Source organism: Halomonas sp. TH-94, from assembly GCF_057473365.1.
In genome coordinates this window covers 1-24483 of record NZ_JBYCKL010000077.1, presented here as the reverse complement: position 1 = coordinate 24483, position 24483 = coordinate 1, and the positions used below count along the sequence as shown (strand labels likewise).

At 61.7% G+C, this 24483-nt stretch carries 28 protein-coding genes; 17 read left to right on the top strand and 11 right to left on the bottom strand.

Features of this window, described 5'->3' with window-relative positions:
• Positions 1-211: universal stress protein (locus AC2VNO_RS14760; protein WP_486934844.1), on the bottom strand; the 211-nt coding region annotated here is incomplete at its 3' end.
• A gap of 101 nt (positions 212-312) precedes the next feature.
• Between AC2VNO_RS14760 and AC2VNO_RS14755 the strand changes: the two genes are divergently transcribed.
• Positions 313-849 carry a preprotein translocase subunit YajC gene (locus tag AC2VNO_RS14755; RefSeq protein WP_486934843.1) on the top strand — a complete coding sequence of 179 codons (537 nt, stop codon included), beginning with the start codon at positions 313-315 and terminating at the stop codon, positions 847-849.
• A 32-nt stretch (positions 850-881) separates the two neighbouring features.
• Here the strand turns inward: AC2VNO_RS14755 and slyA are convergent, their stop codons facing one another.
• On the bottom strand, positions 882-1325 hold the full coding sequence (slyA, locus tag AC2VNO_RS14750) for a transcriptional regulator SlyA (RefSeq protein ID WP_486934842.1): 444 nt from the start codon (positions 1323-1325) through the stop codon (positions 882-884).
• A gap of 362 nt (positions 1326-1687) precedes the next feature.
• Between slyA and fadB the strand changes: the two genes are divergently transcribed.
• From fadB to AC2VNO_RS14735, 3 genes are all read left to right on the top strand, one after another.
• A complete protein-coding gene (gene fadB / locus AC2VNO_RS14745; RefSeq protein ID WP_486934841.1) occupies positions 1688-3865 on the top strand; it encodes a fatty acid oxidation complex subunit alpha FadB in 2178 nt (725 codons plus the stop codon).
• A 28-nt stretch (positions 3866-3893) separates the two neighbouring features.
• Positions 3894-5072: an acetyl-CoA C-acyltransferase FadA gene (gene fadA, locus AC2VNO_RS14740; RefSeq protein ID WP_486934840.1), complete on the top strand. Its 1179-nt coding sequence runs from the start codon at positions 3894-3896 to the stop codon at positions 5070-5072.
• A gap of 140 nt (positions 5073-5212) precedes the next feature.
• The gene (locus tag AC2VNO_RS14735) at positions 5213-5398 is read left to right on the top strand and encodes a CCGSCS motif protein (protein WP_486934839.1); all 186 of its coding nucleotides are present in this window, start codon (positions 5213-5215) and stop codon (positions 5396-5398) included.
• A 46-nt stretch (positions 5399-5444) separates the two neighbouring features.
• Here AC2VNO_RS14735 and AC2VNO_RS14730 read toward each other — a convergent pair whose 3' ends face one another.
• Positions 5445-5906: a flavodoxin family protein gene (locus tag AC2VNO_RS14730; RefSeq protein ID WP_486934838.1), complete on the bottom strand. Its 462-nt coding sequence runs from the start codon at positions 5904-5906 to the stop codon at positions 5445-5447.
• Between the two features lie 76 nt (positions 5907-5982).
• Between AC2VNO_RS14730 and AC2VNO_RS14725 the strand changes: the two genes are divergently transcribed.
• Complete coding sequence (locus tag AC2VNO_RS14725; RefSeq protein WP_486934837.1) at positions 5983-6459, top strand: YbhB/YbcL family Raf kinase inhibitor-like protein; 477 nt, start codon at positions 5983-5985, stop codon at positions 6457-6459.
• A gap of 303 nt (positions 6460-6762) precedes the next feature.
• Positions 6763-7674 (top strand): ectoine hydroxylase, encoded by a 912-nt coding sequence (gene thpD / locus AC2VNO_RS14720; RefSeq protein ID WP_486934836.1) that lies wholly within the window; start codon positions 6763-6765, stop codon positions 7672-7674.
• Positions 7675-7757: 83 nt separating this feature from the next.
• Here the strand turns inward: thpD and AC2VNO_RS14715 are convergent, their stop codons facing one another.
• Together AC2VNO_RS14715 and AC2VNO_RS14710 are read right to left on the bottom strand one after the other, a co-directional pair.
• Complete coding sequence (locus AC2VNO_RS14715; RefSeq protein ID WP_486934835.1) at positions 7758-8525, bottom strand: class I SAM-dependent methyltransferase; 768 nt, start codon at positions 8523-8525, stop codon at positions 7758-7760.
• Positions 8526-8570: 45 nt separating this feature from the next.
• Positions 8571-9515, bottom strand: a complete 945-nt coding sequence (locus AC2VNO_RS14710) for a 2-dehydropantoate 2-reductase (RefSeq protein WP_486934834.1) — start codon at positions 9513-9515, stop codon at positions 8571-8573.
• A 331-nt stretch (positions 9516-9846) separates the two neighbouring features.
• On the opposite strand from AC2VNO_RS14710, the gene AC2VNO_RS14705 reads away from it, so the two are divergent.
• The 4 genes from AC2VNO_RS14705 (at position 9847) to AC2VNO_RS14690 (ending at position 12960) form a co-directional block, all read left to right on the top strand.
• The gene (locus AC2VNO_RS14705) at positions 9847-10389 is read left to right on the top strand and encodes a hypothetical protein (protein WP_486934833.1); all 543 of its coding nucleotides are present in this window, start codon (positions 9847-9849) and stop codon (positions 10387-10389) included.
• Between the two features lie 106 nt (positions 10390-10495).
• The gene (locus AC2VNO_RS14700; protein WP_486934832.1) at positions 10496-10933 is read left to right on the top strand and encodes a nucleoside deaminase; all 438 of its coding nucleotides are present in this window, start codon (positions 10496-10498) and stop codon (positions 10931-10933) included.
• A gap of 109 nt (positions 10934-11042) precedes the next feature.
• Positions 11043-12251, top strand: a complete 1209-nt coding sequence (locus tag AC2VNO_RS14695; protein ID WP_486934831.1) for a Na/Pi cotransporter family protein — start codon at positions 11043-11045, stop codon at positions 12249-12251.
• A 25-nt stretch (positions 12252-12276) separates the two neighbouring features.
• Positions 12277-12960 carry a phosphate signaling complex PhoU family protein gene (locus tag AC2VNO_RS14690; protein WP_486934830.1) on the top strand — a complete coding sequence of 228 codons (684 nt, stop codon included), beginning with the start codon at positions 12277-12279 and terminating at the stop codon, positions 12958-12960.
• Here the strand turns inward: AC2VNO_RS14690 and AC2VNO_RS14685 are convergent.
• Both AC2VNO_RS14685 and AC2VNO_RS14680 read right to left on the bottom strand, forming a co-directional pair.
• Positions 12930-13856, bottom strand: a complete 927-nt coding sequence (locus AC2VNO_RS14685) for a complex I NDUFA9 subunit family protein (protein WP_486934829.1) — start codon at positions 13854-13856, stop codon at positions 12930-12932. The two genes, AC2VNO_RS14690 and AC2VNO_RS14685, sit on opposite strands and share 31 nt — an antisense overlap.
• Before the next feature lie 35 nt (positions 13857-13891).
• Positions 13892-14365 carry an Lrp/AsnC family transcriptional regulator gene (locus AC2VNO_RS14680; RefSeq protein WP_486934828.1) on the bottom strand — a complete coding sequence of 158 codons (474 nt, stop codon included), beginning with the start codon at positions 14363-14365 and terminating at the stop codon, positions 13892-13894.
• A 329-nt stretch (positions 14366-14694) separates the two neighbouring features.
• Between AC2VNO_RS14680 and AC2VNO_RS14675 the strand changes: the two genes are divergently transcribed.
• The 7 genes from AC2VNO_RS14675 (at position 14695) to AC2VNO_RS14645 (ending at position 21602) form a co-directional block, all read left to right on the top strand.
• Positions 14695-15159 (top strand): SUF system Fe-S cluster assembly regulator, encoded by a 465-nt coding sequence (locus AC2VNO_RS14675; RefSeq protein ID WP_228576055.1) that lies wholly within the window; start codon positions 14695-14697, stop codon positions 15157-15159.
• Between the two features lie 70 nt (positions 15160-15229).
• A complete protein-coding gene (sufB, locus tag AC2VNO_RS14670; protein ID WP_486934827.1) occupies positions 15230-16672 on the top strand; it encodes a Fe-S cluster assembly protein SufB in 1443 nt (480 codons plus the stop codon).
• A 182-nt stretch (positions 16673-16854) separates the two neighbouring features.
• Positions 16855-17607: a Fe-S cluster assembly ATPase SufC gene (gene sufC / locus AC2VNO_RS14665; protein ID WP_486934826.1), complete on the top strand. Its 753-nt coding sequence runs from the start codon at positions 16855-16857 to the stop codon at positions 17605-17607.
• Positions 17604-18974 carry a Fe-S cluster assembly protein SufD gene (gene sufD, locus AC2VNO_RS14660; protein ID WP_486934825.1) on the top strand — a complete coding sequence of 457 codons (1371 nt, stop codon included), beginning with the start codon at positions 17604-17606 and terminating at the stop codon, positions 18972-18974. Before sufC ends, sufD begins: the two co-directional genes overlap by 4 nt.
• 17 nt (positions 18975-18991) lie before the next feature.
• Positions 18992-20251, top strand: a complete 1260-nt coding sequence (locus AC2VNO_RS14655; protein WP_486934824.1) for a cysteine desulfurase — start codon at positions 18992-18994, stop codon at positions 20249-20251.
• Between the two features lies 1 nt (position 20252).
• Complete coding sequence (gene sufT, locus AC2VNO_RS14650; protein WP_486934823.1) at positions 20253-20825, top strand: putative Fe-S cluster assembly protein SufT; 573 nt, start codon at positions 20253-20255, stop codon at positions 20823-20825.
• Between the two features lie 60 nt (positions 20826-20885).
• Positions 20886-21602, top strand: coding sequence for a SanA/YdcF family protein (locus AC2VNO_RS14645; protein ID WP_486934822.1), 717 nt, complete (start codon positions 20886-20888; stop codon positions 21600-21602).
• A gap of 7 nt (positions 21603-21609) precedes the next feature.
• Here the strand turns inward: AC2VNO_RS14645 and AC2VNO_RS14640 are convergent, their stop codons facing one another.
• The 4 genes from AC2VNO_RS14640 to AC2VNO_RS14625 form a co-directional block, all read right to left on the bottom strand.
• Complete coding sequence (locus AC2VNO_RS14640) at positions 21610-22053, bottom strand: hypothetical protein (protein ID WP_486934821.1); 444 nt, start codon at positions 22051-22053, stop codon at positions 21610-21612.
• Between the two features lie 110 nt (positions 22054-22163).
• On the bottom strand, positions 22164-23072 hold the full coding sequence (gene rimK / locus AC2VNO_RS14635) for a 30S ribosomal protein S6--L-glutamate ligase (RefSeq protein ID WP_228576039.1): 909 nt from the start codon (positions 23070-23072) through the stop codon (positions 22164-22166).
• Between the two features lie 29 nt (positions 23073-23101).
• Positions 23102-23539, bottom strand: a complete 438-nt coding sequence (locus AC2VNO_RS14630; protein ID WP_228576037.1) for a putative ATP-dependent zinc protease — start codon at positions 23537-23539, stop codon at positions 23102-23104.
• A 21-nt stretch (positions 23540-23560) separates the two neighbouring features.
• Positions 23561-24483: DUF3549 family protein (locus tag AC2VNO_RS14625; protein WP_486934820.1), on the bottom strand; the 923-nt coding region annotated here is incomplete at its 5' end.

The window sequence follows — 24483 nt, the reverse complement described above, 5'->3', positions numbered from 1 at the left end:
GCTGCTTGGCAGGGTCGTCGAGCTGATCCTGGATGCTGGTGAGATCCATGGGGATGTCGCCCCCATAGGCAAAGCCCAGCGGCTCCAAGGTGTGCATGATCGACAGCTTGGCATGGTTGCGCTCGGCAATCTGCAAGGCGCGTTCGAGCACCCTATGGGAATCCTTGGTCAGGTCGACGGCGACCAGGATGTGGCGGTACTCATTGCTCATGGCAGGCTCCTGCGAAACGGCACGATATGATTGATATGCCTTAACTCTAGGACGACTGACGATGCAAGACAACGACTTGCGTCAAGAATCGGGAGATTGCGATGGTCTGGGTAATAATCGTGGCGGTACTACTGCTTATGGTTTCGCCGGTGATGTGGCTCAAGCCCAGCGCCCGGCAGCGCCGCGTTGCCCCGCTGCGGAGTGCAGCGATGAAGGCGGGGGTCAAGGTGGTGTTGGAAAAACCGCCGCTGCACGGCATCGAGACGGCCATGCCGGGCTATCGTTGGTCCTATCCCAGTGAGGCGCCCGGGCCGCGTTTCGTGCTGGTGCGATCGGGAGAGGCCAGCGAGGTGCTGAAGCCCTTTGTGGCCGACTGGCGCTGGCGCGTCGAACCGCTGCGAGCCCTGCCTCCCGCCGCTCACGAGCCGCTCGAGGCGTTGCTGACACGTCTGCCACAGGATGCGCTCGTCGTCGAGTCCAGCGAGACAGCCATCACCTTATGGTGGTGGGAGTCACAGACGGCCGAGCGCTTCCTGACCTACGTCGAGGACTTCCGCAAGCTGCGGGATGCGCTGGCCGGACATGCCGACCAGCGTGGTGGGAAGCGTGCCTTCGGCGAGATTACACACCGCGAGTAGGTACGACCTTCTCCCTAGCGCGGGCGGGCGCCTCAGCCGTCGCTCTCCTTGGTCTGAATGGCAAGGCCATTGTTCTCGATGTGTTCCAGAAGGGCGTCGAGCTGCTGGATTTCCGCTTCGCTGAGGCCGCCCAGCATTTCTCGCCTTGCCTGGGTGACCACTTCGTCTATCTGCTCGAGCAGCGGCGTGGCAGCCTGGGTGAGAAATACGCGCTTGGTGCGTCGGTCCTGTTCGCAGGGACAGCGTTCGATCAGGCCCTGCTCCGAGAGTTGATCCAGCGTACGGACCAGAGAAGGCGCCTCGACGCCAATCGCACGGGCCAGGTCGCACTGCGGCTGCCCGTCACCCAATCGCCAGAGATGATACAGCGTGATCCAACGCGTCTGGGTCAGCCCCAGCGGTGCGAGTCGCCGGTCGATGATGGCGCGCCACAGGCGGGGCAGGCGAGACAGTCGGAAGCCGATGTTCTGATGCATGGGACTCCGCATATATAGTTGATTTTGTCGAATTGTCCGGACCCCTTGCGTGTAATGCAAATTGTCTCGTCCCGTGATGCTACGGTTATTTGATTATCGCGCTAAGCGTTTGGTTCCCTCGCTTCCTTCAGAGCCCTGTTTGCCCTGTCAGGACGACGGGTGCGCTGCGCCAGAAATGGCGCGAGCAGCTATGCTTTCTGCCAGACATGATTTCGCTTTCTCTCCCTCGCTTCAAACCGGCAGGGACAAAACGTCTTGGGGGGCTTGACGTGCCGGCTGGAGTACACCAAGCTTTCCGGAATCAAACGGCCGTATGAAATCTGGCACTCCTCCAACGCCAACCTCTGTGTGGAGATTCGTGGATGATCTATCAAGGCAACGCCATCACGGTGGCCCGCGGTACCAAGAACGGGGGCGACGATGTCGCCATGCTCACCTTCGATCTACAGGGTGAATCCATCAACAAGCTGTCCAGCACCGTGGTCGCCGAGCTCGACGAGGCAGTCCAGGCGATTCGCGGCGAGAGCGGCCTCAAGGGGCTGGTGATCGGTAGCGCCAAGGATGCCTTCATCGTCGGTGCGGACATTACCGAATTCCAGGCCATGTTCGGCAAGGGAAGCGACTTTCTCGAATCCATGCTGATGAAGGTGCACGACATCTTCAACGCCATCGAGGACCTGCCGTTCCCCACGGTCACGGCGATCAACGGTCTGGCGCTGGGTGGCGGCTGCGAAGTCACGCTGACCACCGACTTCCGCGTCATGGGCGAAAAGGCAAAGATCGGTCTGCCCGAAACCAAGTTGGGCATCCTTCCCGGCTGGGGTGGCTGCGTGCGCCTGCCGCGCATGATCGGCTCGGACAATGCCGTCGAGTGGATCGCCGGTGGCACGGAGAACCGTGCCGATGCCGCGCTCAAGGTTGGGGCGGTGGATGCCGTGGTGCCGAACGATCAGCTCGAGGCGGCAGCGCTCGACATCCTGGCGCGTGCCAACGCCGGTGAGCTGGACTACCAGGCGCGCCGGGCCGAGAAGACCGGGCCGCTCAAGCTCAATGCGATCGAACAGATGATGGCCTTTGAAACCGCCAAGGGCTTCGTGGCCGGCAAGGCGGGGCCGCACTATCCGGCACCGGTCGAGGCGATCAAGGTGATCCAGAAGGGCGCCGGCGAGGAGCGCACCCGCGCCCAGGCCATCGAGGCCAAAGCTTTCGTCAAGCTGGCCATGACCGATGTGGCCTTCAATCTGGTCGGCCTGTTCATGAACGATCAGGTGGTCAAGAAGAAGGCCGCCAAGTTCGAGAAGCAGGCCCGCGAGGTCAAGCAGACCGCCGTGCTGGGCGCCGGCATCATGGGCGGCGGCATTGCCTACCAGAGCGCCTCGAAGGGCACGCCGATCCTGATGAAGGATATCAAGGATGAGGCCATCGAGCTGGGGCTCAAGGAGTCGCGCAAGCTGTTTGCCAAGCAGGTGGAGCGTAGCAAGCTCACCACCGAGCAGATGGCCGAGAAGCTGACGCTGATCCGCCCGACGCTCTCCTATGGCGATTTCGGCCACGTCGATCTGGTGGTCGAGGCAGTGGTGGAAAATCCCAAGATCAAGGATGCGGTGCTGACTGAAGTGGAAGGTCAGGTTGGTGAGGACACCATCCTCACTTCCAATACATCTACCATCTCGATTACCCGCCTGGCGCAGAATCTCAAGCGCCCCGAGAATTTCTGCGGTATGCACTTCTTCAACCCGGTGCACCGCATGCCGCTGGTCGAGGTCATTCGTGGCGAGAAAACCGGTGACGCTGCCGTGGCGGCCACCGTCGCTTATGCCCGCGCCATGGGTAAGACGCCCATTGTGGTCAACGACTGCCCCGGGTTCCTGGTCAACCGCGTGCTGTTCCCCTATTTCGGCGGCTTCAGCCTGCTGGTGGAGCAGGGGGCCGACTTCCAGCGTGTCGACAAGGTGATGGAGAAGTTCGGCTGGCCCATGGGGCCCGCCTACTTGCTCGACGTGGTGGGCATGGATACCGCCGTGCACGCCAATGAAGTGATGGCCGAGGGCTTCCCCGACCGCATGGCCCGCGATTCCAAGACCGCCATTCAGGTCATGTACGAGAACGAGCGCCTGGGCCAGAAGAACGACAAGGGCTTTTACGCCTACGAGGAAGACCGCAAGGGCAAGCCGAAGAAGGTCAGCGACGACAAGGCCTATGAGCTGGTCAAGCAAGTGGTCGTCAGCGAGAAGGAGTTCTCCGACGAGGACATCATCGCCCGCATGATGGTGCCACTGTGTCTGGAGACGGTGCGCTGTCTCGAGGACAACATCGTCGAGACCCCGGCCGAGGCCGACATGGCGCTGATTTACGGCATCGGCTTCCCGCCGTTCCGGGGTGGTGCACTGCGCTACATCGACGCCATGGGTGTGGCCGAGTTCGTCAAGCTGGCCGAAGGCCTGGCCGAGGAGCTTGGCCCGCTCTACGCGCCTACCGACAAGCTGCGCAAGATGGCAGAAGCCGGCGAGCGTTTCTATTCCACCCAGGCCCAGAGCTGAATCCACCACGAGCAGGAGGTGAGTTGATATGAGTTTGAATCCGAGAGACATCGTGGTGGTCGACGGCGTGCGTACTGCCATGGCCAAGGCCAAGAACGGCGCTTTCCGCAACGTGCGAGCCGAGAACCTCTCCGCCGCGGTGATGCAGGCACTGTTCGATCGCAATGCCGGTCTCGACCCGGCCGAAGTCGACGACATCATCTGGGGCTGCGTCAACCAGACCCTCGAGCAGTCGATGAACATTGCGCGCAATGCAGCGATCATGACCGGTATTCCGCGTACGGTGCCGGCCCAGACGGTCAACCGTCTGTGTGGGTCCTCGATGACGGCACTGCATATCGCCGCGGCCAACATCAAGGCGGGTATGGGGGACTTCTACGTCATCGGTGGTGTCGAGCACATGGAGCATGTGCCCATGGCTCATGGGGTCGACGTCAATCCCGCTGCCAGCAAGTATGCCGCCAAGGCTGCCATGATGATGGGCCTGACTGCCGAACTGCTGGGCAAAATGCACGGTGTCACCCGCGAGGAGCAGGACAAGTTCGGCGTGCGTTCCCACCAGCGCGCCGCTGCGGCCAGCGATCAAGGCTACTTCGATAATGAAATCATCGGAGTCGAAGGCCACGATGAGCGGGGCTTCCGCAAGTTGGTCAAGCATGACGAGGTGATTCGTGTCGGCGCCAGCCTGGAGGACATGGCCAAGCTCAAGCCGGTATTCGACCCGCGCAGCGGCACGGTGTCGGCAGGCACCTCCTCGGCGCTCTCCGTTGGCGCTTCCGCCATGGCGGTGATGAGCTACGAGCGGGCACGCGCCTTGGGGCTCGAGCCCATTGCCAAGGTGCTCTCCACCGGCGTGGCGGGCTGCGACGCTTCGATCATGGGCTACGGTCCGGTGCCGGCCTCGAAAAAAGCGCTCAAGGCTGCCGGGCTGTCGTCTCAGGACATCCAGACCGTCGAGCTCAACGAAGCCTTCGCCGCTCAGGCGATCCCGGTGCTCAAGGATCTGGGTTTCCTCGACGCCATGGACGAGAAGGTCAACCTCAACGGCGGGGCCATCGCCCTGGGCCACCCGCTGGGCTGCTCCGGGTCGCGTATCTGCACCACGCTGCTCAACGTGATGCGTCAGCAGGACACCACGCTGGGACTCGCCACCATGTGTATCGGCATGGGGCAGGGCGTGGCAACGGTCTTCGAGCGCTTGAAGTAAGCCTGAAGCAGGCCCCTGCTTGGCCAACGGCCCCGCCCTTTCGGGCGGGGCCGTTTTGTTTGCTGCGTTGACGCCCGGATCGCCGAACAATAAGATGCATTTGTTTTGCATCTTATTAAATCCACTGCGAGGGGGCTACCATGGGGCTCAAGCAACTGTTCAAGAGAGACAAGTCGGAAGACAAACAAGCCGTACAGACATTCGAGCCGGGAGCGTCGACATCAGCGGCTGCGGACGTCAGCCCAGGCGAGCCTGCCAGCGCCGACGCCGCAAAGAAGAAAAAGCACGGAGAGCCAGGAGTCTGCTGCGGGTCGTGCAGCAACTGACTCGTCTGCGAGCGGTAAACAACGGACATGTCCCTTCGGGCATGTCCTACAGCACTCCCGCTTCGAGCCCCGCTGCCAGATAGAGCCCCAGCTCCTCTACCTGCTCGATGAATCCCTCTTGCCATTCGCCACGCAGGACTAGTGGCTCCTGCGCCCAGCGCCAGCGCAGTCCCGTAACGATGCCTTCGACAGCCCTGCGTGTACCTGTGCCGTCATGGCCTGCTCGCACGTAGAGCGCACAGGGCAGGCCCTGCTTCTCCTCGAGTAGGCTGTAGTAGCTGCGATCGAAGAAGTCCTTCAGTGCGCCGCTCATGTAGCCGAGGTTCTCGGTGGTACCGAGCAGGATGGCATCGCAACCCAGCACGTCATCCGGGCCCGCTTCCAGCGGCGCTTTCACGATGACTTCGACGGCATCGATATCGTCATGCTTGGTGCCGCGCTCCGCGGCGTCGCGCAGGCGTTGGGTATTGGGTGAGGGCGCATGGGCCACAATCAGCAAACGTTTCATGTTTGACAGTCTAACGGCTTTTTCCGACGCTGTTTCAGTCCCTTCCGCTTTTCAACAGACTGGAGGATTCACGCATATGGCCTTTGCACTCTCGAGTATGCAGATGAAAAGTTCGGCCTTCGATGCACATGGCGCCATACCCACCAGGTATACCGGTGAGGGGGAGGATCTCTCGCCGCCGCTGAGCTGGAGCGACGCCCCTGAGGGCACCAAGGGCTACGCAGTCATCTGCCATGACCCGGATGCACCGCTGGTTCAGCATGGCAGCTACGGTTTCGTCCACTGGCTGCTCTACAACTTGCCGGGCTCCACCACCAGCCTGGATGAAGGCGCAAACGATGGTACACGTGGTAACAACGACTTTGGCAAAGTGGGCTACGCTGGCCCCATGCCGCCGGAGGGCCACGGCGTCCACCACTACTACTTCTGGATTCTTGCCCTCGACAAGCCGACCGACCTACCTGAAGGACTGGGGCTGGCTGAGCTGCTTAAACAGCTGGAGCCGCACCTGCTGGGCATGAATCGGCTGATCGGTACATATCAGCGAGGTTGATGCATTTGGTCGGGTGAGGATGGCAGCGTTCCGGCTGGCTTTTCCTGCACGGGGACGGCGTTCTCCGTGCATGCCCGGCCTCGGTGCCAGCCTTGTTGGCTAGGCGAAGCGCTCCTCATCGTGCGCAAAAGCTCATTCCAAGTTTTTGAATGTCCCCTCCTTTATCGAAGTCACTTACGGTTAATTTTCTTGTCGTAATAGGCCGATACAAACTCACTTTGCATGCAAACGTTTCCGGGTCTAGGGTGGATCATGACCAGTCGGACGATTGGCCGTTTCGCTTTGATCAAGGAGGAGCATGCGATGAAAAATGACGTACAGGATTTATTCCCTACGCGATTGGAGCGCAAGTTGGGAATGTTCGAGCGTATCGACCCAGTGGTTTTTACCGAACGGGAAGAGCGCAGCGGTGGCCCGCTGAGCGAGGAGCAGGTCAGCGAATACGAACAGAAAGGCTTTCTCTCTTTCGAAGGCTTCTTCCCGCGCGAGGAGATGGATGCCTTCATTCAGGAGCTGAACGATTACGAGGAGGATGAGGATCTCAAGCTCTCGGAGGGCACCGTTCTCGAGCCGGGGCGGCAGGAAATTCGTTCCATCTTCGGCATTCACGAGATTTCCGAGCGCTTCAGCCGCCTGACACGTGATCCGCGGCTATTGGCCATGGTCGAGCAATTGCTGGGTAAAGGCATCTACATTCACCAGTCGCGAATCAACTACAAGCCCGGTTTCAAGGGTAAGGGCTTCGACTGGCATTCCGATTTCGAAACCTGGCACAGTGAGGATGGCATGCCACGCATGCGCTCTCTGAGCTGCTCTATCGTGTTGACCGATAACGGGGAGTTCAATGGCCCTTTGATGCTGATCCCCGGCTCGCACAAATACTTCATTCCGTGTGTTGGGCGCACGCCCACGGATAATTACAAGGAGTCGCTGAAGAGCCAGGATGTCGGGGTGCCTGACAATACCAGCCTGCGAAAGCTGATGCTCGAGGGCGAAATCGAGGCGCCGAAAGGAGCGGCAGGTACGCTCGTGATGTTCGAGTGCAATACCATGCACGGGTCCAACATGAACATGTCCTGCTGGCCGCGCAGCAATCTCTTTTTCGTCTACAACAGCGTCGAAAACGGTCTGGTCAATCCTTTTTGCGGCAATCGTCCGCGCCCCGAGTTCCTGGCCAATCGCACCGACTGGACGGCGCTCAAACCTGTCGACTGATCGAACAGCGACCGGATGAGCGTCTATCCTCGCAGGTCGTCGAGTGAGTCATCGCACCGGTCAGGTGAGGCCTGACCGGTGCCTCAGCGATGTGCGCTCAAACGCAGTCGCACGTAATCGGCCGTCCAATTGCCATGTCTGTCACGCAGGCTAGGGGCCAGTAGCGCCAAGGCATCGTTCAGCACGGCCTCGCGTATCTCTTCATCCAACCCATGCAGAAAGGGATTGGCGAAGGTATCAAGCCATCCGGCCATACCCGTCGGCAAGCGAGTCGGGCGCGGGATGAGTTCGATGGAGTCGACCGTGAATCCCGCCGTCTGCATGGCCTCGGCATACTCTTCGGGTGCAGGGAAAAACCACGGATAGCGGGCCTTGCCGCTGATGCCGCGCGCCTGCAGAGCCGCCAGCAGGGCAGTGCAGATCGCCGCCACGTTGCCATGCCCGCCAAACTCGGCGACGAAGCGTCCATTCGGCTTCAGTGCCCGATGAATACTAGCCAGCACGGCTTCGTGATTGAGCATCCAGTGCATGGCGGCGTTACTGAATACGGCATCGAACTCATGCTCGAAAGCCAAGTTGTGGGCATCCATGAGGCGAGCGTCCAGCCCTCGTGCCTTGGCGGCTTCGATCATGTCGGGCGCTGCATCGACGCCGACGACCGTGGCGCCCGAGCGGGCCACGATTTCAGTCAGGCTACCGTCACCGCAGCCCAGATCGAGAATGCGCTCGCCGGGCCGGGGGGCGAGCAGTTCGGCCACCGGGCCGCCCAGCTCGGCAACGAAATCGGCATGCCGGGCATAGTTGGCGGCGTTCCAGCTCTGGCCGGGGGCGTTATCAGGAACCTGGCTCATCTCGATACTCCATCTTGCAAGTGGGACATTGCCTGACACTCAACGCTATTGAAGCAAGGGAGCCTCTCCCCGGGCAGCCAGTTCCTGCGGCAACAGGGCGGCGTAGACTGCGGCATGGGTCGGTGTTGCCACGCCTACCGCTTGGCCAAGTCGCACCACTGCGCCATTCTGCGACTCAAGCTCGGAAGGTTCGCCGGCCATGATGTTGCGTTGCATGGACGAAGTGCTATTTGCCGGCATGGCATCGATGAACTGCATGGCGCGTTCCACGGCGTCGGCGGGGAAGGTCACGCCGTGTCCCTTGGCGACCTGGTCGATCTCTTCGAGCATCGCCTGGATCAGGGCGCGTGTTTCGGGCAACTGGCGGGTCACGCCAATGGGAGCCCGGCACAGACTGCCAATGCCGCTCATGGCGCAGATGAACAGGAACTTGCTCCATTGCGCGACGCGGATGTCGTCGGGTATCTCCGCACTGATGCCATGAGCTTTGTCAAAAACGGCCTTGAGACGCGCCGTGCGCTCACTGCTGTGGTTGTCCCGCTCGCCCAGGCGTACGAAAGGATCGACCCCGGCATGACGAATCAGCCCCGGCGCTTCGCGCCAAGCCAGAATACCGCAGAGGCCTTCCAGCACCGGTGAATCGCCCAATACTTCGGCCAGCGTATCTGCCGCCTCGACGCCGTTTTCCAGTGGCAGTACCGTGGTTTCGGGACCGATCAGTGGCCGTATCGCCTCTGCTGCCTCGCGCACCTGCCATGCCTTCACTGCCACTATCACGCAGTCCATGGGGCCCAGTGTAGCGGGGTCGTCCGTGGCCTGGACCGGGTTGATGGTTACATCTCCCTTGATGCTGCGTATCTGAAGTCCGTCGCGCTGCATGGCCTCTAGATGCTGGCCGCGGGCTATGAAAGTGACATCTTCTCCGGCTTCGGCCAGGCGCGCGCCGAAATAGCCGCCTACGCCGCCACTACCCATGATGGCGAACTTCATGCTGTCTCCTCGCTAACCGTTGCCGTTACTCGGAGCATAGCGGGAAGGCAGAGGGCGGCCAAGGCCGCGCAGCTCGACTACGCTGTGTACCAAGGTCGCCGCGGCGATTGCGCATGCTCTCCGGCTTCCCCTCAACGGCCGTCGCATCGCGCTACCGGACGATGCCGCCGGCTCCGGTCGTAACCTGTTCCAGCCTCCGAGACGAGTGTTGGCCGAAGTGCCCGGGCAGGCACTGATTGATGATTTCGGCTCAACTCGGCTCGCTAGGCTAGCCAACGAGCGAGCAAAAGCGTAAAAACGCAGCAACCCAAGGCCAGTCAGAGAGTATGCAATGCCAGTTTCCAGAATTACTGTCGTACTGATTCTGCTGCTTTTCTTGCACGGCTGCGCGGGGCGGGATACGCCGCCGCCCCCGGAGCAAGCTCCTTCCCCCGATAACGTTGAGCAAGCGCCGTCGTCACCTCCCGTTTCGGTGCTTGCCACCTCGCGTGAAGATCGTTTCTGGGTACCCCGCCACTTCACTTCGGAAGAGGACGAAGTTCACTATTACATCAGCCGCCTGGCCGACCGTCGCTTCATCGATGTGTATGGTGGTGATGAGCACCCACGGGTGTGGTACATCGCGGCGGAGCGCCTGGGGCAGATCGGCGAGCCGGCCATACCGCTGCTGTATGCCTTGATTGACTCAGGCGACCCGTACGAGCTGATGCTGCTGCTCTACTCACTGCAGCTGGCCACTCAGGATCCTCAGCTCATGGCTCAGACCGGCGGCGACTATGTCCGTCTTGCCGAGACGCTCAGCGAGCATGCCAATGCAGAGAATCGGGCCATAGCACTGGAGTGGTGGGAGCGTCACGGCTGGCGTTGGCAATGAAATGTCGCGACGATTCGCTGCCAGAGCGGCTTGCGGGCAGCCTTGGCCGGCGTCTGCTAAGGTCACGGCAGAGCCAGGCATGGCCTTGCCAAAGGGAGAGGGATTGATGGACCACTTCATGCAAGCGGCAATCGACGAGGCTCGTCACGGACTGACGGAAGGCGGCATTCCCATAGGTTCGGTGCTGGTACACGAAGGAAAAATCATCGGTCGCGGCCATAACCGGCGCGTTCAGTCGGGCAGCACCGTACTGCATGGTGAAATGGATGCGCTCGAGAATGCGGGCCGTTTAGCGGCATCGGTGTATCGCCACTGCACCCTCTACACTACGTTGTCGCCTTGCCCCATGTGTAGTGGCGCCATCCTGCTCTACGGCATCCCGCGGGTCGTCATCGGCGAGAACCGGACTTTTCTTGGCGAAGAGGAGCTACTGCGCTCACGGGGCGTATCGGTCGAGGTGCTTCAGCTCGAGGAGTGCATCGAGCTGATGACGCGCTTCATCGAAACGTCTCCCGAGCTGTGGAACGAGGATATTGGCGAATGAGCGCCTCGCTGTCATGAAACTGTCACACGACGGCTATACCGTTCGCCATCAGTAACCTGGGTGTCATGCATCCGTCACATTTCCATGCAGAGAGCAAAGCGGCCCTTTCATGTCGAAACCTCAATCTTCTTCCAGCGAAACGCAGCGCGCAGCACTGACACGTGAGCCGGTTAGAGAAGTACCGGCCTGGATGCGTGCCGTCTATGCCGGGGTTTGCCTGTATCTCTTTCTCGCCGCCCTGAACGTACTGGGCTCCGGGCTCGGCACCTTCGGTCGCGCCAGCGACTTCCTGACACAGCTCTTCGCCTATGGCGAAAACCCTTTTATCGCGTTGCTGGCCGGTGTGCTGGTCACGATGATCGTTCAGAGCTCCTCATTCACGTCGGCACTGATCGTGACTCTGGTGGCAACCGGTGAGATGACCCTCGGAACGGCGGTGTTCGCCATCATGGGGGCCAACATCGGCACTGCCGTTACCGGCGTGATCGTGGCGCTGGCCAACATGCGCATCAAGCGCAACTTCCGGCGTTCCTTCACCGCAGCGCTGATGCATGACTTCTTCAATATCCTCACCGTGCTGGTGGTGTTTCCGCTGGAATTCATCAGCGGCCTGTTTCACGAGGCCGGGCGTGGAATCTTCTCCCGTCTGGCCGGTTGGCTGGCCGAGCTGATCGGCCTGGAGGAAGTGGCGCGACCCAACAGCCCGATCAAACTCATTACTCAGCCGGTGGTGGATCTGTTCAATGCCATCGGTGGATGGCTGACGCCCACTCTGGCGGCTCAGGGGCTGCTGGTGGCCGGTCTGGGTTTGCTGCTGATGTTCATTGCCTTGATATTCATGGTACAGAACCTGCGTGGCGCCCTGCTGCGACACATGGACGGTCTGTTTCGCACCTATTTCTTCCGTAGCGACCTGCGTGCCTATGGGGTGGGCCTGGTGTCTACCGTGCTGGTGCAGTCGAGCACCATCACCAGCAGCCTGATGGTGCCCTTGGCCGGTGCCGGGGTAGTGCGCCTGAGGCGCGTGCTGCCGTTCATGATGGGTGCCAACCTGGGAACCACCGTGACCAGCGTACTGGCCGCTACCGCCAATCCGGTTGCGGCTGCGATGACGGTGGCTCTGTTCCACGTCATGTTCAACCTGACCGGCACCGCGATCTGGTGGCCGCTGCGTTATATTCCTCTTAAGGTGGCGACCTGGTACGGCAAGCTGGCAGCACGCCAGACTCGCTATGCCTTCGCTTTCCTCATCGGCGTGTTCCTGGTGATCCCGCTGCTGGGGATCGGTGCCGTCGAATTGTTCACGAGCCTGCGCTGAGCGCGCTGTTTCAGGAGTTTCTTCCATGTTTCGTCAGTTATTCAGCGCCCTGACCTCAGAGAACACCATCAATCTGGCTTTTGAGGACCTCACCCAGATGCTGCAGAACGGCGCCTGGATGTTCGACCGGGCCAATGAGGTATTGCACAGCTCCGTGCCCGCTGATGATGTGCGCGGTCCGCTTTACGAGCGGGACCGCATCATCAACGAACTGGAGCGCTCGATTCGGCGCAAGGTGTTGCGCCATCTGACCGTCAATCCCGGTCACGATGTGGCGATCTGTCTGGCCTTGATGAGTGTAGCCAAGGATGCCGAGCGCATTGGCGACTACTGCAAGAACGTCTTCGAAGTCGGGCATTTCTATCGCGAAGGCTTCCACGTCATCAAGTACCAGGAGCCGCTGGATCGCATCGCTCTCCAGGTCACCGACATGTTCGGCTTGGTCATCAAGGCGGCGCAGAAGTCCGATGAGGTCAGCGCCCGTAAGGCCTTGACGATGGCTCGTGAGGTGCGTTTGCACTGCGATCGCCTGATCGAGGAACTGTTCCGCGACGAGGACAAGGTGGAGTTTCACGAAGCCGTGGCCTATTCACTGCTGGCTCGACACTACAAGCGCGTAGCGGCGCACCTGGCCAATATCGCTACGGCAGCCTTGGGGCGTCTGGAGGATCTGGATTTCTATTCAGACGAGGACGAGTCCGACGCCTGAGGCGCCAGGCAGGTGGGCAGCGAGTCACGCAGCGAGCGAGGCAGGATGCCCAGGTCGGCGAAGGTACCCACGCCTTCGCCGACGGTATTGTCTTCGGCCATCATGAAGACCTGGTCGCGCGTCAACGGCGGGCCGGGCAGGGGATATGCCAGCAGCGCGGCCAGGTGCCACAGCGGGAAGGGCACTGGGAACAGCGGCCTTTCATGCTCGAGCTGCGCCTGCACCAGCTGCACGATATCGCGATAGCACAGCACGTCCGGGCCGCCCAGTTCGAACAGGCGGCGCTCCGGTGGCGACTCCCCCAGCAGGCGCACGATGGCGCGTGCCACATCCACGACATGAACTGGCTGCATGCGCGTTCGCCCGTGGCCGAACATGGGGATGGCGGGAAGCCTGGTAAGTTGCGCCAAGCGGCAGATAAAGGCGTCGTGAGGACCGAACATGACGCTCGGGCGCAGGATTACCGCTTTGGAGTACTCCTCGATCACTCTCGATTCGCCTCTCCCCCTTGCTCTTACATAACGTGAGCGCGAGGTGGGACTGGCACCGATTCCGGATAGCTGGACGAACGTCTCCACGCCCGCAGCCATGGCCACGCGGGCCAGGCGGCCGGCTCCTTCCACGTGAATGTCCTCAAAGCTGGCGCGTGAACTCTCCACATAGAGGCTGACGGCATTGACCGCGCCGGATGCCCCGTGGAGAGCCCGACGTACGTCGTTGTCGCTGCCGATATCGGCAGCGATGGGTTCGAGCGGGTCGCCGGGTTCGGCCCATTCAGGCAGCGCCGCCTGGCGCGACGCAATGCGCACGGCATGGCCCGCCTCGAACAGTTCGCGCACCACCCGGGCGCCGAGAAATCCGGTTCCGCCGAAAACCGTGATCAAGCCCTTTGTCATGTCATCTCCGTTCGCTCATGCCTTGCCGCCCTTTATCACTCGGCTGGCAGGGGCAGGGCTCCGCTCTCCTTGATCGCACGTATCGCGAGACTACTGTCAACGACGCTGACCTCCTTCAACTGACGGAATTTCCTCAACCACTGCTCGAAGCCATCGATGTCGGTGGTGATGACCTGAAGCAGATAATCGAAATGGCCTGAAACGCTGTGACACTGGATCACTTCCGGCATGCTGCGTACGGTCCCCTCGAATTGCTCTACCCATTCCTCTTGATGATGGCCGAGGCGTACCTGCACGAAGGTCGTCACCACCAGGCCGAGAAGCGACTTGTCCAGTTCGGCACGATAGCGCTTGATCAATCCTGCTTGCTCGAGCCTGCGGATTCGGCGAGCGCAGGGGGATGGGGAAAGGTTCACGAGTTCTGCCAGTTCGGCGGTGGTAAGACGGGCGTCCTGCTGCAAGGCTTCGAGCAGCATGCGGTCGATGCGGTCGAGTTTGAGGTTACGCATGGGGTGCCTCGTCAATGTGGCGTTCAGTGGTTCCTTGGCCGATACCGCTAACCATCTATGCAAGTCTGGCGAATTCGGCTCGTGCTCGCCAGTTTCCAGGCCAGTTCAAGTCGAAATGTCGCTGGCACTGCCCCAAGTCGTTGCGACGATACTTTTTATGAATGAGAACGATTGGCGTTATTGATGGGAATGGCGTCGATCTTGCTGCGATCTCAGCGTATGAGACGATCTTTTGAGTGGAAGGCTTCACATCGATTTCATACAGGACTAAAATGGTCCCAAATGGAGTACGGACCCTCCGCCATGCAGCAGCGACTCAGGAGTCTGGCATGCTGAAACTATCCCGGCTAACCGACTACGCCGCCGTGATCCTGGCGCAGATCGCCCGGCATCCCGAACAGCCTCATGCTGCGGCTGAGTTGGCCGAGACCGTGCAGTTGCCGCATCCAACCGTCAGCAAGACCTTGAAGATGCTGGTCAAGGCAGGGTTGCTGGAGTCGCGCCGCGGCGCTCAGGGGGGCTATTCGCTGGCCCGGCCGGCATCGCGCATCACCGCCATCGATATCATCACCGCAATCGAAGGGCCGGTAGCGATGACCGAATGCAGCCATGCAGAGGGCGACTGCGATCTGCTCGCCACCTGCGGCGTGTCGGACAACTGGCAGCGTGTGTCAGTTGCCGTGCGCACCCTGCTCGATAGCGTGACCCTGGCCCATCTGGCCGACACTGCGCCAATCAAGCTGCCGGTGCAGCTACCCATACAGAGCGTGAGCCTGGCCGCCGATATGGCCTGAGCCACCGAACCGGATTCATTACCCGAGGCGAGTACGCTCGCCAGCCCAACCGCCCGGGAGGGGAGAGACCATGGCAAGTCAGGAAATGGAACAGCTGGTCCGTCGCGAATACAAAGAAGGCTTCGTGACCGACATCGAGAGCGAGACGGTGCCACCGGGGCTCGACGAGAGCGTCATCGCCTTCATTTCCAACAAGAAGGGCGAACCCGAATGGATGCTGGAATGGCGTATCAAGGCCTACCATCAATGGCTCAAGATGACGCCGCCCTCCTGGGCACACCTCGATTATCCGCCCATCGACTATCAGGCGATCTCCTATTACAGCGCGCCCAAGCGCCCCGAGGATCGTCCCCAGAGCCTCGATGAGGTCGATCCCAAGCTGCTCGAAACCTACGAGAAGCTGGGTATCCCGTTGCACGAGCGCGCCGCCCTGGCAGGCGTGGCGGTGGATGCGGTGTTCGACTCCGTCTCGGTGACCACTACCTTCAAAGACAAGCTGCACGAGGCGGGGGTCATCTTCTGCTCGATCTCCGAGGCGATCCGCGACTACCCGGAGCTGATCAAGCAGTACTTGGGTACGGTGGTGCCGGTGGCCGACAACTACTTCGCCGCACTCAACTCGGCGGTCTTCACCGACGGCTCTTTCGTGTTCGTGCCCAAGGGCGTGACCTGTCCGATGGAGCTTTCTACCTATTTCCGCATCAACGCAGCCAATACCGGGCAGTTCGAACGCACCTTGATCATCTGCGAGGAGGGCGCTCAGGTATCGTATCTGGAGGGCTGCACCGCGCCGATGCGCGACGAGAATCAGCTCCACGCCGCCGTGGTCGAGCTGGTGGCGCTGGACGATGCCTACATCAAATACTCTACGGTGCAGAACTGGTATCCCGGCGACGAAAACGGCAAGGGCGGTATCTACAACTTCGTGACCAAGCGTGGCGACTGCCGCGGCGACCGCTCGCGCATCAGCTGGACTCAGGTCGAGACCGGCTCCGCCATCACCTGGAAATACCCCTCCTGCGTGCTGCGCGGCCGCGACAGTATCGGTGAGTTCTACTCCGTGGCGGTGACCAACGGTCGCCAGCAGGCCGATACCGGCACCAAGATGATTCACATCGGCGAGGGCAGTCGCTCCTACATCGTCTCCAAAGGCATCTCTGCCGGACGCAGCAACCAGTCCTACCGCGGGCTGGTCAAGATAGGCCCCCGGGCCAAGGGTGCGCGCAACTTCACTCAGTGTGACTCGCTGCTGATCGGCGACCAGTGCGGAGCGCATACCTTCCCCTACCAGGAGATCGGTAACAGCACGGCGACCATCGAGCACGAGGCGACCACCTCCAAGATCGGCGAGGACCAGCTGTTCTACTGCCAGAGTCGGGGGATTTCCGAGGAGGATGCGGTGAGCATGATCGTCAACGGCTTCTGCAAGGACGTGTTCCAGGAACTGCCGATGGAGTTCGCCGTGGAGGCCGAGGCGCTGCTCAACGTGACCCTCGAAGGTGCCGTTGGATAAAGAAACGGCTGCGCGACGCCTGCACGGCATTGAGCGCGAACTCGAGAATAAGACGTAAATGCCGCTTCTCTCGTCCGCGCTCGCCTTGTCCAGGCCCCGCTCGCTCATTTCCCGGGATTCGCCGAAGAACATTTTTTACCGGGTCGCCGAGGCGGCTCGCCAGAATCGAAAAGGTACTCAAGATGCTCGAAGTCAAGGATCTGTACGTCAAGGTGGAAGGCAAGGAAATCCTCAAGGGCCTGACCCTTACCATCAACGCCGGGGAGGTCCACGCCATCATGGGCCCCAATGGAGCCGGCAAGTCGACCCTCTCGGCCGTGATCGCGGGCAAGGAGGGCTATGAGGTCACCTCCGGCTCGGTCACTTTCGATGGTCGCGACGTGCTGGAAATGGAGATCGAGGAGCGCGCCCAGGCAGGCCTGCTGCTGGGTTTCCAGTACCCGGTGGAGATCCCCGGCGTGAAGAACATCTACCTGCTCAAGGCGGCCCTCAATGCTCAGCGTCAGGCTCGCGGCGAGGGCGAGATGCCGGCCCCCGAGTTCCTCAAGCTGGTCAAGGAGCGGCTGGCGCAGATGAAGATGGACGCCAGCTTCCTTCAGCGTGCCGTCAACGAGGGCTTCTCCGGCGGTGAGAAGAAGCGCAACGAGATCCTGCAGATGCTGGTGTTGCAGCCCAAGCTGGCCATGCTCGACGAGATCGACTCCGGGTTGGACATCGATGCCATGCGCGTAGTGGCCGATGGGGTCAACTCCTTGCGTGGCGAGGAGCGCGGTATCCTGCTGGTGACCCACTACCAGCGCCTGCTCGATTACATCGTGCCCGACCGCGTGCATGTGCTGGTCGATGGCCGTATTGCCAAGAGCGGCGACGCCGAGCTCGCCCGTGAGCTCGAATCCCGCGGTTACGATTGGGTGGTGGAGGAAACGGCGGCATGAGTGACGTTCACAGTGAAGTGTCCCGCTTTCTAGAGCGACTCAAGGAGCGCTGCGCTGAGCGCGATCGATCCCAAGGGCGTGAGCCGAGTTGGATTGCCGCGCGTCGCCAGGCCGGAGCCGCCCGATTCGAAGCCCTCGGCTTTCCCACACGGCGTGACGAGGCGTGGAAGTACACAGACGTGCGCGCCATCGCCCAGGGGGATTTCGCCCTGACCGACAGCGCCGATTTCTCGCCGGCCACGGCGGCAGCCCTGACCTTGCCGCTGGAGGCGCATCGACTGACCTTCGTCGATGGGGTCTTCTCGGCAGCGCTTTCAGACGTGGGTGAGCTGCCCGCTGGCGTGGCCGTCCTGCCGCTTTCCCAAGCGCTTGCCGAAAACCACGAGGCGGTGGGCGGGCCGCTGGGGCGACTGACCGGCGTCGACTTCTCGCCGTTCTCGGCGCTCAATACCGCTTTCATGGAAGAGGGCGCCGTGGTGCGCCTGGCACCGGGTAGCGTGGTGGAAAAGCCGATCCTGCTGCAGTTCCTTTCCAGGAGCGGGGCGAAGCCCGTGATGAGCCATCCGCGCATCCTGGTTGAGGCGGGCTCGCGCAGCCAGGCCACCCTTGTCGAACACCATGTCGGCGAGAGCGAGGCGGCCAACTTCACCAACCTGGTGGCTGAGCTGATGCTCGACCGCGGGGCAATTCTGACCCATTACAAGCTGCAGGAAGCGCCGCTTGCCGATTTGCACGTGGCCAGTATCCACGTCGAGCAGGCTCGCGATAGCCGCTACACCTCGTTCAACCTGAACCTGGGCGGCGGATTGGTGCGCAACGACCTGATCAGCGAACTCAACGGGGAAGGGGCGGAAGCCAACTTTTACGGGCTGTTCTACGGCCAGGGACGTCAGCATATCGACAACCACACCCTGGCCAATCACAACGCCCCGCGGACCTTCTCCAACGAGAACTACAAGGGCATTCTCGATGACCGCGCCCGTGGCGTGTTCAACGGCAAGGTGGTAGTGAAGCGCGACAGCCAGAAGATCGAGGGCTTTCAGAGCAATGCCAATCTGCTGCTCTCCGATCGCGCCGAGATCGATGCCAAGCCGGAACTCGAGATTTATGCCGACGATGTCAAATGCTCACACGGCACTACCACAGGCCAGCTCGACGAGGAGGCGATCTACGCTCTACGCACACGCGGCATCGACCTGCAGACCGCCCGCGGCCTGCTGACCCTGGCTTTCGCCGGCGAGGTGCTGGATCGGGTCGATCTGGATGCGGTCTCCGAGCGGGTAGAACTGGCGGTGGCCGGCAAGCTGCCGGAGCGTTTCAACCTGGCCGGGCTGGTGGAAGCGTCCCTGGCCCTGCACGACGAGTGAGTCGAGGAGAACGTGCTATGAACCACCTGGCCACCGAACGTTCGCTCAATGCACCGGTCTTCGACGTGGCCGGGATACGCGCCCAGTTTCCGATCCTCGAGCGGAAGGTGCACGGCCGGCCGCTGATCTACTTCGACAACGCTGCCACCAGTCAGACGCCGCAGGCGGTGATCGACTGCTTTCGCGATTACTACAGCCGCTACAACGCCAACATCCACCGTGGCTTGCATACCCTGGCCGACGAGGCGACGGCGGCCTATGAGGCGACTCGCGAGACGGTGCGCGGCTTCCTGAATGCGGCGGACCGGCGCGAGATCGTGTTCACCCGAGGCACCACCGAGGCGATCAATCTGGTGGCCAACAGCTGGGGGCGCGCCAACCTGAAGGAAGGCGACGAGGTGCTGGTTTCGCTGTTGGAGCACCACTCCAATATCGTGCCCTGGCAGCTGCTGGCCAGCCAGCTCGGCGTCAAGGTCAAAGTGATTCCGGTGGATGAGCGCGGCGTGCTCGATCTTCAGGCTTACCGCTCACTCTTCAGCGAGCGAACCAAGCTCGTGGCGGTGAATCACGTCTCCAACGCCTTCGGCACCATCAATCCGGTGCGAGAGATGGCAGCCATCGCCCACGAGCAGGGTGCGCTGATCCTGATCGATGGTGCCCAGGCCACGCCACACCAGGCGGTCGAAGTGCGTGCCATCGATGCCGATTTCTACGCCTTTTCCGGGCATAAGGTGTACGGGCCGACGGGGGCCGGCGCGCTTTACGGCAAGGCGGAACTGCTCGAGGCGATGCCGCCCTGGCAGGGCGGGGGCGAGATGATCAAGAGCGTCTCCTTCGATGTGCCGACGACCTTTGCCGATATTCCCCACAAGTTCGAGGCGGGCACGCCGGCCATCGCAGAGGTGATCGCCCTGGGCGTGGCCCTGGACTGGGTCGACGGTGTGGGGCTCGAGGCCATTGGCGACTGGGAGGCCGGGCTACTTGAACGGGCCACAGCGGCGGTATCACGCATCGACGGGCTGCGGATATTGGGCACAGCGCCGAACAAGGCCGGTGTGCTTTCCTTCGTCGTCGAAGGCGCTCACTCCCAGGATATCGCACTGCTGATCGACCAGTTGGGTGTGGCCATCCGTACCGGCAACCATTGTGCTCAGCCGCTGCTGGCACACTTCGGGGTGACGGCAACCTGCCGGGCATCGTTTGCCGCCTACAACACACTCGAGGAAGTCGACGCCTTCGCCGAGGCTCTGGATCGCGTCATTGGAATGGTGCGCTGACATGTCGAGCATCGAACAGATAGCAAGCCTGCACAAGGGCCAGACGCTACCCCTGCAGCGTGATGTGGAGGCCATCTCGATTCCCTTCGGCAAGACCGTGACGCTGCCCGAGGACAGTGAGGTCAGCATCATGCAGGCCAAGGGCAGCTCGGTCAGCGTGGGCTTCGAAGGCAGGCTCTACCTGATTGAGGGCAGCAATCTCGATGTTCTAGGGCTAGAACCTCTGCCGCGTCCGACGCTGCCCGAGGAGGCCAGCGAGGAGGAGATCGAACAGTTCGTATGGAACCAGCTACGGACCTGTTTCGACCCCGAGATTCCGGTCAACATCGTCGATCTGGGTCTGGTATACGGCTGTCGTATCGAGCGGTTGATCAGCGGTGAGCGCATCGTCACCATTCGCATGACCCTCACTGCACCGGGCTGCGGGATGGGTGACGTGATTGCCGCCGATGCACGCAACAAGATTCTCGGTGCCCCGCAGATCAGCCGCGTGCATACCGAAATTGTCTTCGATCCGCCCTGGAGCCGTGAGATGATGAGTGACGAGGCCAGGCTGGAACTGGGAATGTTCTAGCCAAGCCCCGAGCTTCGTGCCACGCGCGGGCTTTTGTTTCTTCCTGTCCGGTGATGGCGAATGCAGGCGCTGCTGTGGAAAACATTCAAGTTTCTTTTGATGACGCTCGGCGCCTTGCTGCTGTTGGCTGTTTTGCTGTTCGTTTCTGCCAATCTGTGGGTGCTGGGCAAGACCTACTCACGTATCGAGCATGAGCTGCCGCTATGCGGCCCGGAGCGTGTCGGCATCGTCTTCGGCACGTCCCACTGGACTCGCAGCGGCGTGCGCAACCCGCATTTCGATGCCCGCATCAATGCCTCCTCCCGCCTGCTAAGACTGGGTAGAGTCGAGCACCTGCTGCTTTCCGGCGACAACCGTACCCGCCAGTACAACGAACCCATCACCATGTGGCGAGAGCTGCGTGGCCAAAACGTGCGCGATGAGGATATGACCCTCGACTATGCCGGATTCAGCACCTTCGATACGCTGGCGCGGGCGAGGGATGTCTTCGGTGTGGAGCAGGCCCTGCTGGTCACCCAGGGGTGGCATCTGCCTCGCGCGCTGTTCATTGCCGATGCGTTGGGTCTCGATGCGCGCGGATGCAGCGCCCCCACTCGTCCGGTGGCGGGTCTTTGGAGATTGCAGGCAAGAGAGTGGATGGCCCGGGCCGCCACCGTGGGCGACCTTTACGTATGGGGGCGAGAACCCTACTTCCTGGGGCCGCTGGAACCGCTGCAGATCGTTCCACCAGCCTGGCGTCAGCTGCTCGACCTGGAGCCCGACCTGGATTTCGATTGACGCTCCGTCAGCGACGGCGTTCCTTCTGCAATCGGTAGAGTTCGCGAATCAAGGCCCGGCACTCCTTCCAGCACTGCTCGACCACCGGCTCGAGCGGATTGGGCAGGGGGTGGGTATACAGAGTTGCCAGTGCCTGCATCAGCACCCGCTCCTGCTCGAGCAGCTCACCGATGACGACCTGGCTTTCATTGCCGACGAAGCTCTTCAGACGACTCCACAGCCACATGTAGTCGTCACGCTCGACGTCGGCATCCCGAGGAAGCAGCTTCAGGTGGCGCATGGCCAGTTCTCGGAGCTTTTGCAGGGCCTTGATGCGTGATTCGTAGTGGGGCTTGAGCGTTTCACGCAGGGAAGGGCGCAGGCGCTCGAAGTTGTCCTGGAAATAGTCGATGCTGTCTGCCAGCGCTTCCAATACGCTGTCCATCGCCACTTGGCGATTGTCGAGAAACATGTGCGGTCACCTCCTCCGGTGACGCAGATTGTGGCGGGGGAAACACTGTTTTGCTACCCCCGCAGACGAAATAAGTAGTCTTTCTACAAATTCGGGCGCTTTTCCTGCAATTACCCCTTGGGCTTAGGCGGCGCCTTGCGCGACGAAGTGGCATTCTTCTCGATGTGCTCGATGATCAACCCGGCGATATCCTTGCCGGTCGCCGTCTCGATCCCCTGCAAGCCCGGCGAAGAATTGACTTCCATGATCACGGGGCCATGGTTGGCGCGCAGCAGATCGACACCTGCCACTTGAAGCCCCATCGCCCGGGCCGCCCGGATTGCCGTAGAGCGCTCTTCCGGCGTGATACGGATCAGGCTGGCAGTGCCGCCGCGGTGCAAGTTCGAGCGAAACTCACCTTCTGCCGCTTGGCGTTTCATCGAGGCAACGACCTTGTCGCCGATGACGAAACAGCGGATGTCGGCCCCGCGGGCCTCCTTGATGTACTCCTGGACCATGATGTTGGCCTTCATGCCCATGAAGGCCTGGATCACCGACTCGGCGGCCTGGTTGGTTTCGGCCAGTACCACGCCGATGCCCTGGGTGCCTTCCAGCAGCTTGATCACCAGCGGGGCGCCCTTGACCATGGTGATCAGGTCGGGAATGTCGTCCGGCGAGTGGGCGAATCCGGTGATTGGCAACCCCAGCCCTTTGCGCGACAGCAGCTGCAGCGAACGCAGCTTGTCACGCGAACGGGTAATGGCAACCGAGTCATTGAGAACGTAGGTACCCATCATCTCGAACTGGCGCAGCACCGCGCAGCCGTAGAAGGTCACCGACGCGCCGATACGCGGGATGACCGCATCGAACCGTTCGATCTCCTCTCCCTTGTAGTGAATCGAGGGGTGATGCGCGGCGATGCTCATGTAGCAGCGCAGGGTGTCGATCACCCGTGCCTTGTGGCCGCGCTGTTCGGCGGCCTCCACCAGGCGGCGCGTGGAGTAGAGATTGCGATTGCGAGACAGCAGCGCGATTTGCATCTTGGGCTCCGGGTCGTAGGGCCTGGTGGTCAGGGTTCGCCATGCAGGAAGGTAACGCCGGGCGCCACCAGCAGGCGGCGCAGGGCACGGCGGCCAAGCAGCATGGGGTAGCGCATGTCACTGCGGTCGGTCAGGGTGAATTCCACCATCATGTCGAGATCGCCCAGCTTCATGGGCGTACGAATCACGTAACGCCATTCCTTGTGGCCGTTGGAGCTCGTCACTCTACGACGATCGTGAAGGTGCGTACGATGGGCGTGCGGGGGTGACTCCTGCCCACCGCTGCGGGTAGTGAAACTGACCCATAGATGCCCCTCCTCTTCGTAGATCTCGATATCCTCTGCGTGCAGGGCCGAGGTGTAGGCACCGGTATCGATCTTGGCGCAAACGGTGATGCCTATCGTCGGCAGAGTGATCATCTCGAGGCGTCCGATGACAGCCTTCGGAGTATAGGGCAGTTCCTTCATGGTGTTATTTCCAGCTATCAATCATTGGCCCAGTGCGGCCAGACGCAGACCGATGGGAGTGTCTCTGCGCGCTTCACGCAGCACCATCAGGACCGGCAAGCGCAGCCGTGGCACCAGTGCCAGGTCGCGGGCCGCGGCGGCAAAATCCGCCTCGGGCTGCTGAGCCAGACGCGTCAGAAATCGCGGCAAGCGTTCGCCATCCTCCAGGTGCGACCAACCCCGCGCGGCAATGGCGGCCAGCAGATCGGGCCTGCACGCTGCGGGATCTTCGAGCAGTGAATCGTACCAGGCGCCTGCGATCGCTTGGTCAGCGCCACCGACGGCACGCACACAGGCGCAAAGGGCCTCCAGTTGGCCCATCTCTGCCGCTTGTTCCCCTCGGTCGCGCAGGGCCGCTGCGAGGTCATCGGGAATGGTCACATGTTCAAGGCAGTAGCAAAGTGACACCAGTACTTCGGCGGGCAGGCGGGGAAGCGTCTCGGCCAGTGCCTGGCTGGACTCTTCATCGAGGCGCACGGCAAAGTCGGCCAAGCCCTGCAGGCCCAGGAACTGCCAGTCCACCTGCTGCTGACCGCTGAGATAGGCTTCCACGGGCTCCAGGTGAGAGCTTGCCGGCAAGCCGAAATCCCAGGTGGCACGAGCATGCAGCATGGCCTGGAAGGGCAGCGATGGCGTGAAGGCCAGCGGATTGTCTTGCATCAGGTTGTCGATCTTGCCCTGGTCGTCGAGATCACGCCCGACCCGTTCCACGTTTTGCCCCAGTGTGACCAGCAGGCGCTGCAGGAAGGCATCACGGGGTGCCGGCACGAGCTGGCCTTGCTCATCCAGCGGCAGTGCGAGAAACCAGATCAGGGGATCGGCGAGATCGCCGAGGCGAAAGACGATGCCCAGGCGCGCCTGTCCCTGCCATGGAAACGGCCACTCAGACGCCCCCTGCTCCAGGC

Excerpts from the sequence above, each read along its gene's own strand:
- AC2VNO_RS14755 (WP_486934843.1), top strand. The coding sequence starts at position 313 with ATGGTCTGGGTAATAATCGTGGCGGTACTACTGCTTATGGTTTCGCCG.
- slyA (WP_486934842.1), bottom strand. The coding sequence starts at position 1,325 with ATGCATCAGAACATCGGCTTCCGACTGTCTCGCCTGCCCCGCCTGTGG.
- fadB (WP_486934841.1), top strand. The coding sequence starts at position 1,688 with ATGATCTATCAAGGCAACGCCATCACGGTGGCCCGCGGTACCAAGAAC.
- fadA (WP_486934840.1), top strand. The coding sequence starts at position 3,894 with ATGAGTTTGAATCCGAGAGACATCGTGGTGGTCGACGGCGTGCGTACT.
- AC2VNO_RS14735 (WP_486934839.1), top strand. The coding sequence starts at position 5,213 with ATGGGGCTCAAGCAACTGTTCAAGAGAGACAAGTCGGAAGACAAACAA.
- AC2VNO_RS14730 (WP_486934838.1), bottom strand. The coding sequence starts at position 5,906 with ATGAAACGTTTGCTGATTGTGGCCCATGCGCCCTCACCCAATACCCAA.
- AC2VNO_RS14725 (WP_486934837.1), top strand. The coding sequence starts at position 5,983 with ATGGCCTTTGCACTCTCGAGTATGCAGATGAAAAGTTCGGCCTTCGAT.
- thpD (WP_486934836.1), top strand. The coding sequence starts at position 6,763 with ATGAAAAATGACGTACAGGATTTATTCCCTACGCGATTGGAGCGCAAG.
- AC2VNO_RS14715 (WP_486934835.1), bottom strand. The coding sequence starts at position 8,525 with ATGAGCCAGGTTCCTGATAACGCCCCCGGCCAGAGCTGGAACGCCGCC.
- AC2VNO_RS14710 (WP_486934834.1), bottom strand. The coding sequence starts at position 9,515 with ATGAAGTTCGCCATCATGGGTAGTGGCGGCGTAGGCGGCTATTTCGGC.
- AC2VNO_RS14705 (WP_486934833.1), top strand. The coding sequence starts at position 9,847 with ATGCCAGTTTCCAGAATTACTGTCGTACTGATTCTGCTGCTTTTCTTG.
- AC2VNO_RS14700 (WP_486934832.1), top strand. The coding sequence starts at position 10,496 with ATGGACCACTTCATGCAAGCGGCAATCGACGAGGCTCGTCACGGACTG.
- AC2VNO_RS14695 (WP_486934831.1), top strand. The coding sequence starts at position 11,043 with ATGTCGAAACCTCAATCTTCTTCCAGCGAAACGCAGCGCGCAGCACTG.
- AC2VNO_RS14690 (WP_486934830.1), top strand. The coding sequence starts at position 12,277 with ATGTTTCGTCAGTTATTCAGCGCCCTGACCTCAGAGAACACCATCAAT.
- AC2VNO_RS14685 (WP_486934829.1), bottom strand. The coding sequence starts at position 13,856 with ATGACAAAGGGCTTGATCACGGTTTTCGGCGGAACCGGATTTCTCGGC.
- AC2VNO_RS14680 (WP_486934828.1), bottom strand. The coding sequence starts at position 14,365 with ATGCGTAACCTCAAACTCGACCGCATCGACCGCATGCTGCTCGAAGCC.
- AC2VNO_RS14675 (WP_228576055.1), top strand. The coding sequence starts at position 14,695 with ATGCTGAAACTATCCCGGCTAACCGACTACGCCGCCGTGATCCTGGCG.
- sufB (WP_486934827.1), top strand. The coding sequence starts at position 15,230 with ATGGCAAGTCAGGAAATGGAACAGCTGGTCCGTCGCGAATACAAAGAA.
- sufC (WP_486934826.1), top strand. The coding sequence starts at position 16,855 with ATGCTCGAAGTCAAGGATCTGTACGTCAAGGTGGAAGGCAAGGAAATC.
- sufD (WP_486934825.1), top strand. The coding sequence starts at position 17,604 with ATGAGTGACGTTCACAGTGAAGTGTCCCGCTTTCTAGAGCGACTCAAG.
- AC2VNO_RS14655 (WP_486934824.1), top strand. The coding sequence starts at position 18,992 with ATGAACCACCTGGCCACCGAACGTTCGCTCAATGCACCGGTCTTCGAC.
- sufT (WP_486934823.1), top strand. The coding sequence starts at position 20,253 with ATGTCGAGCATCGAACAGATAGCAAGCCTGCACAAGGGCCAGACGCTA.
- AC2VNO_RS14645 (WP_486934822.1), top strand. The coding sequence starts at position 20,886 with ATGCAGGCGCTGCTGTGGAAAACATTCAAGTTTCTTTTGATGACGCTC.
- AC2VNO_RS14640 (WP_486934821.1), bottom strand. The coding sequence starts at position 22,053 with ATGTTTCTCGACAATCGCCAAGTGGCGATGGACAGCGTATTGGAAGCG.
- rimK (WP_228576039.1), bottom strand. The coding sequence starts at position 23,072 with ATGCAAATCGCGCTGCTGTCTCGCAATCGCAATCTCTACTCCACGCGC.
- AC2VNO_RS14630 (WP_228576037.1), bottom strand. The coding sequence starts at position 23,539 with ATGAAGGAACTGCCCTATACTCCGAAGGCTGTCATCGGACGCCTCGAG.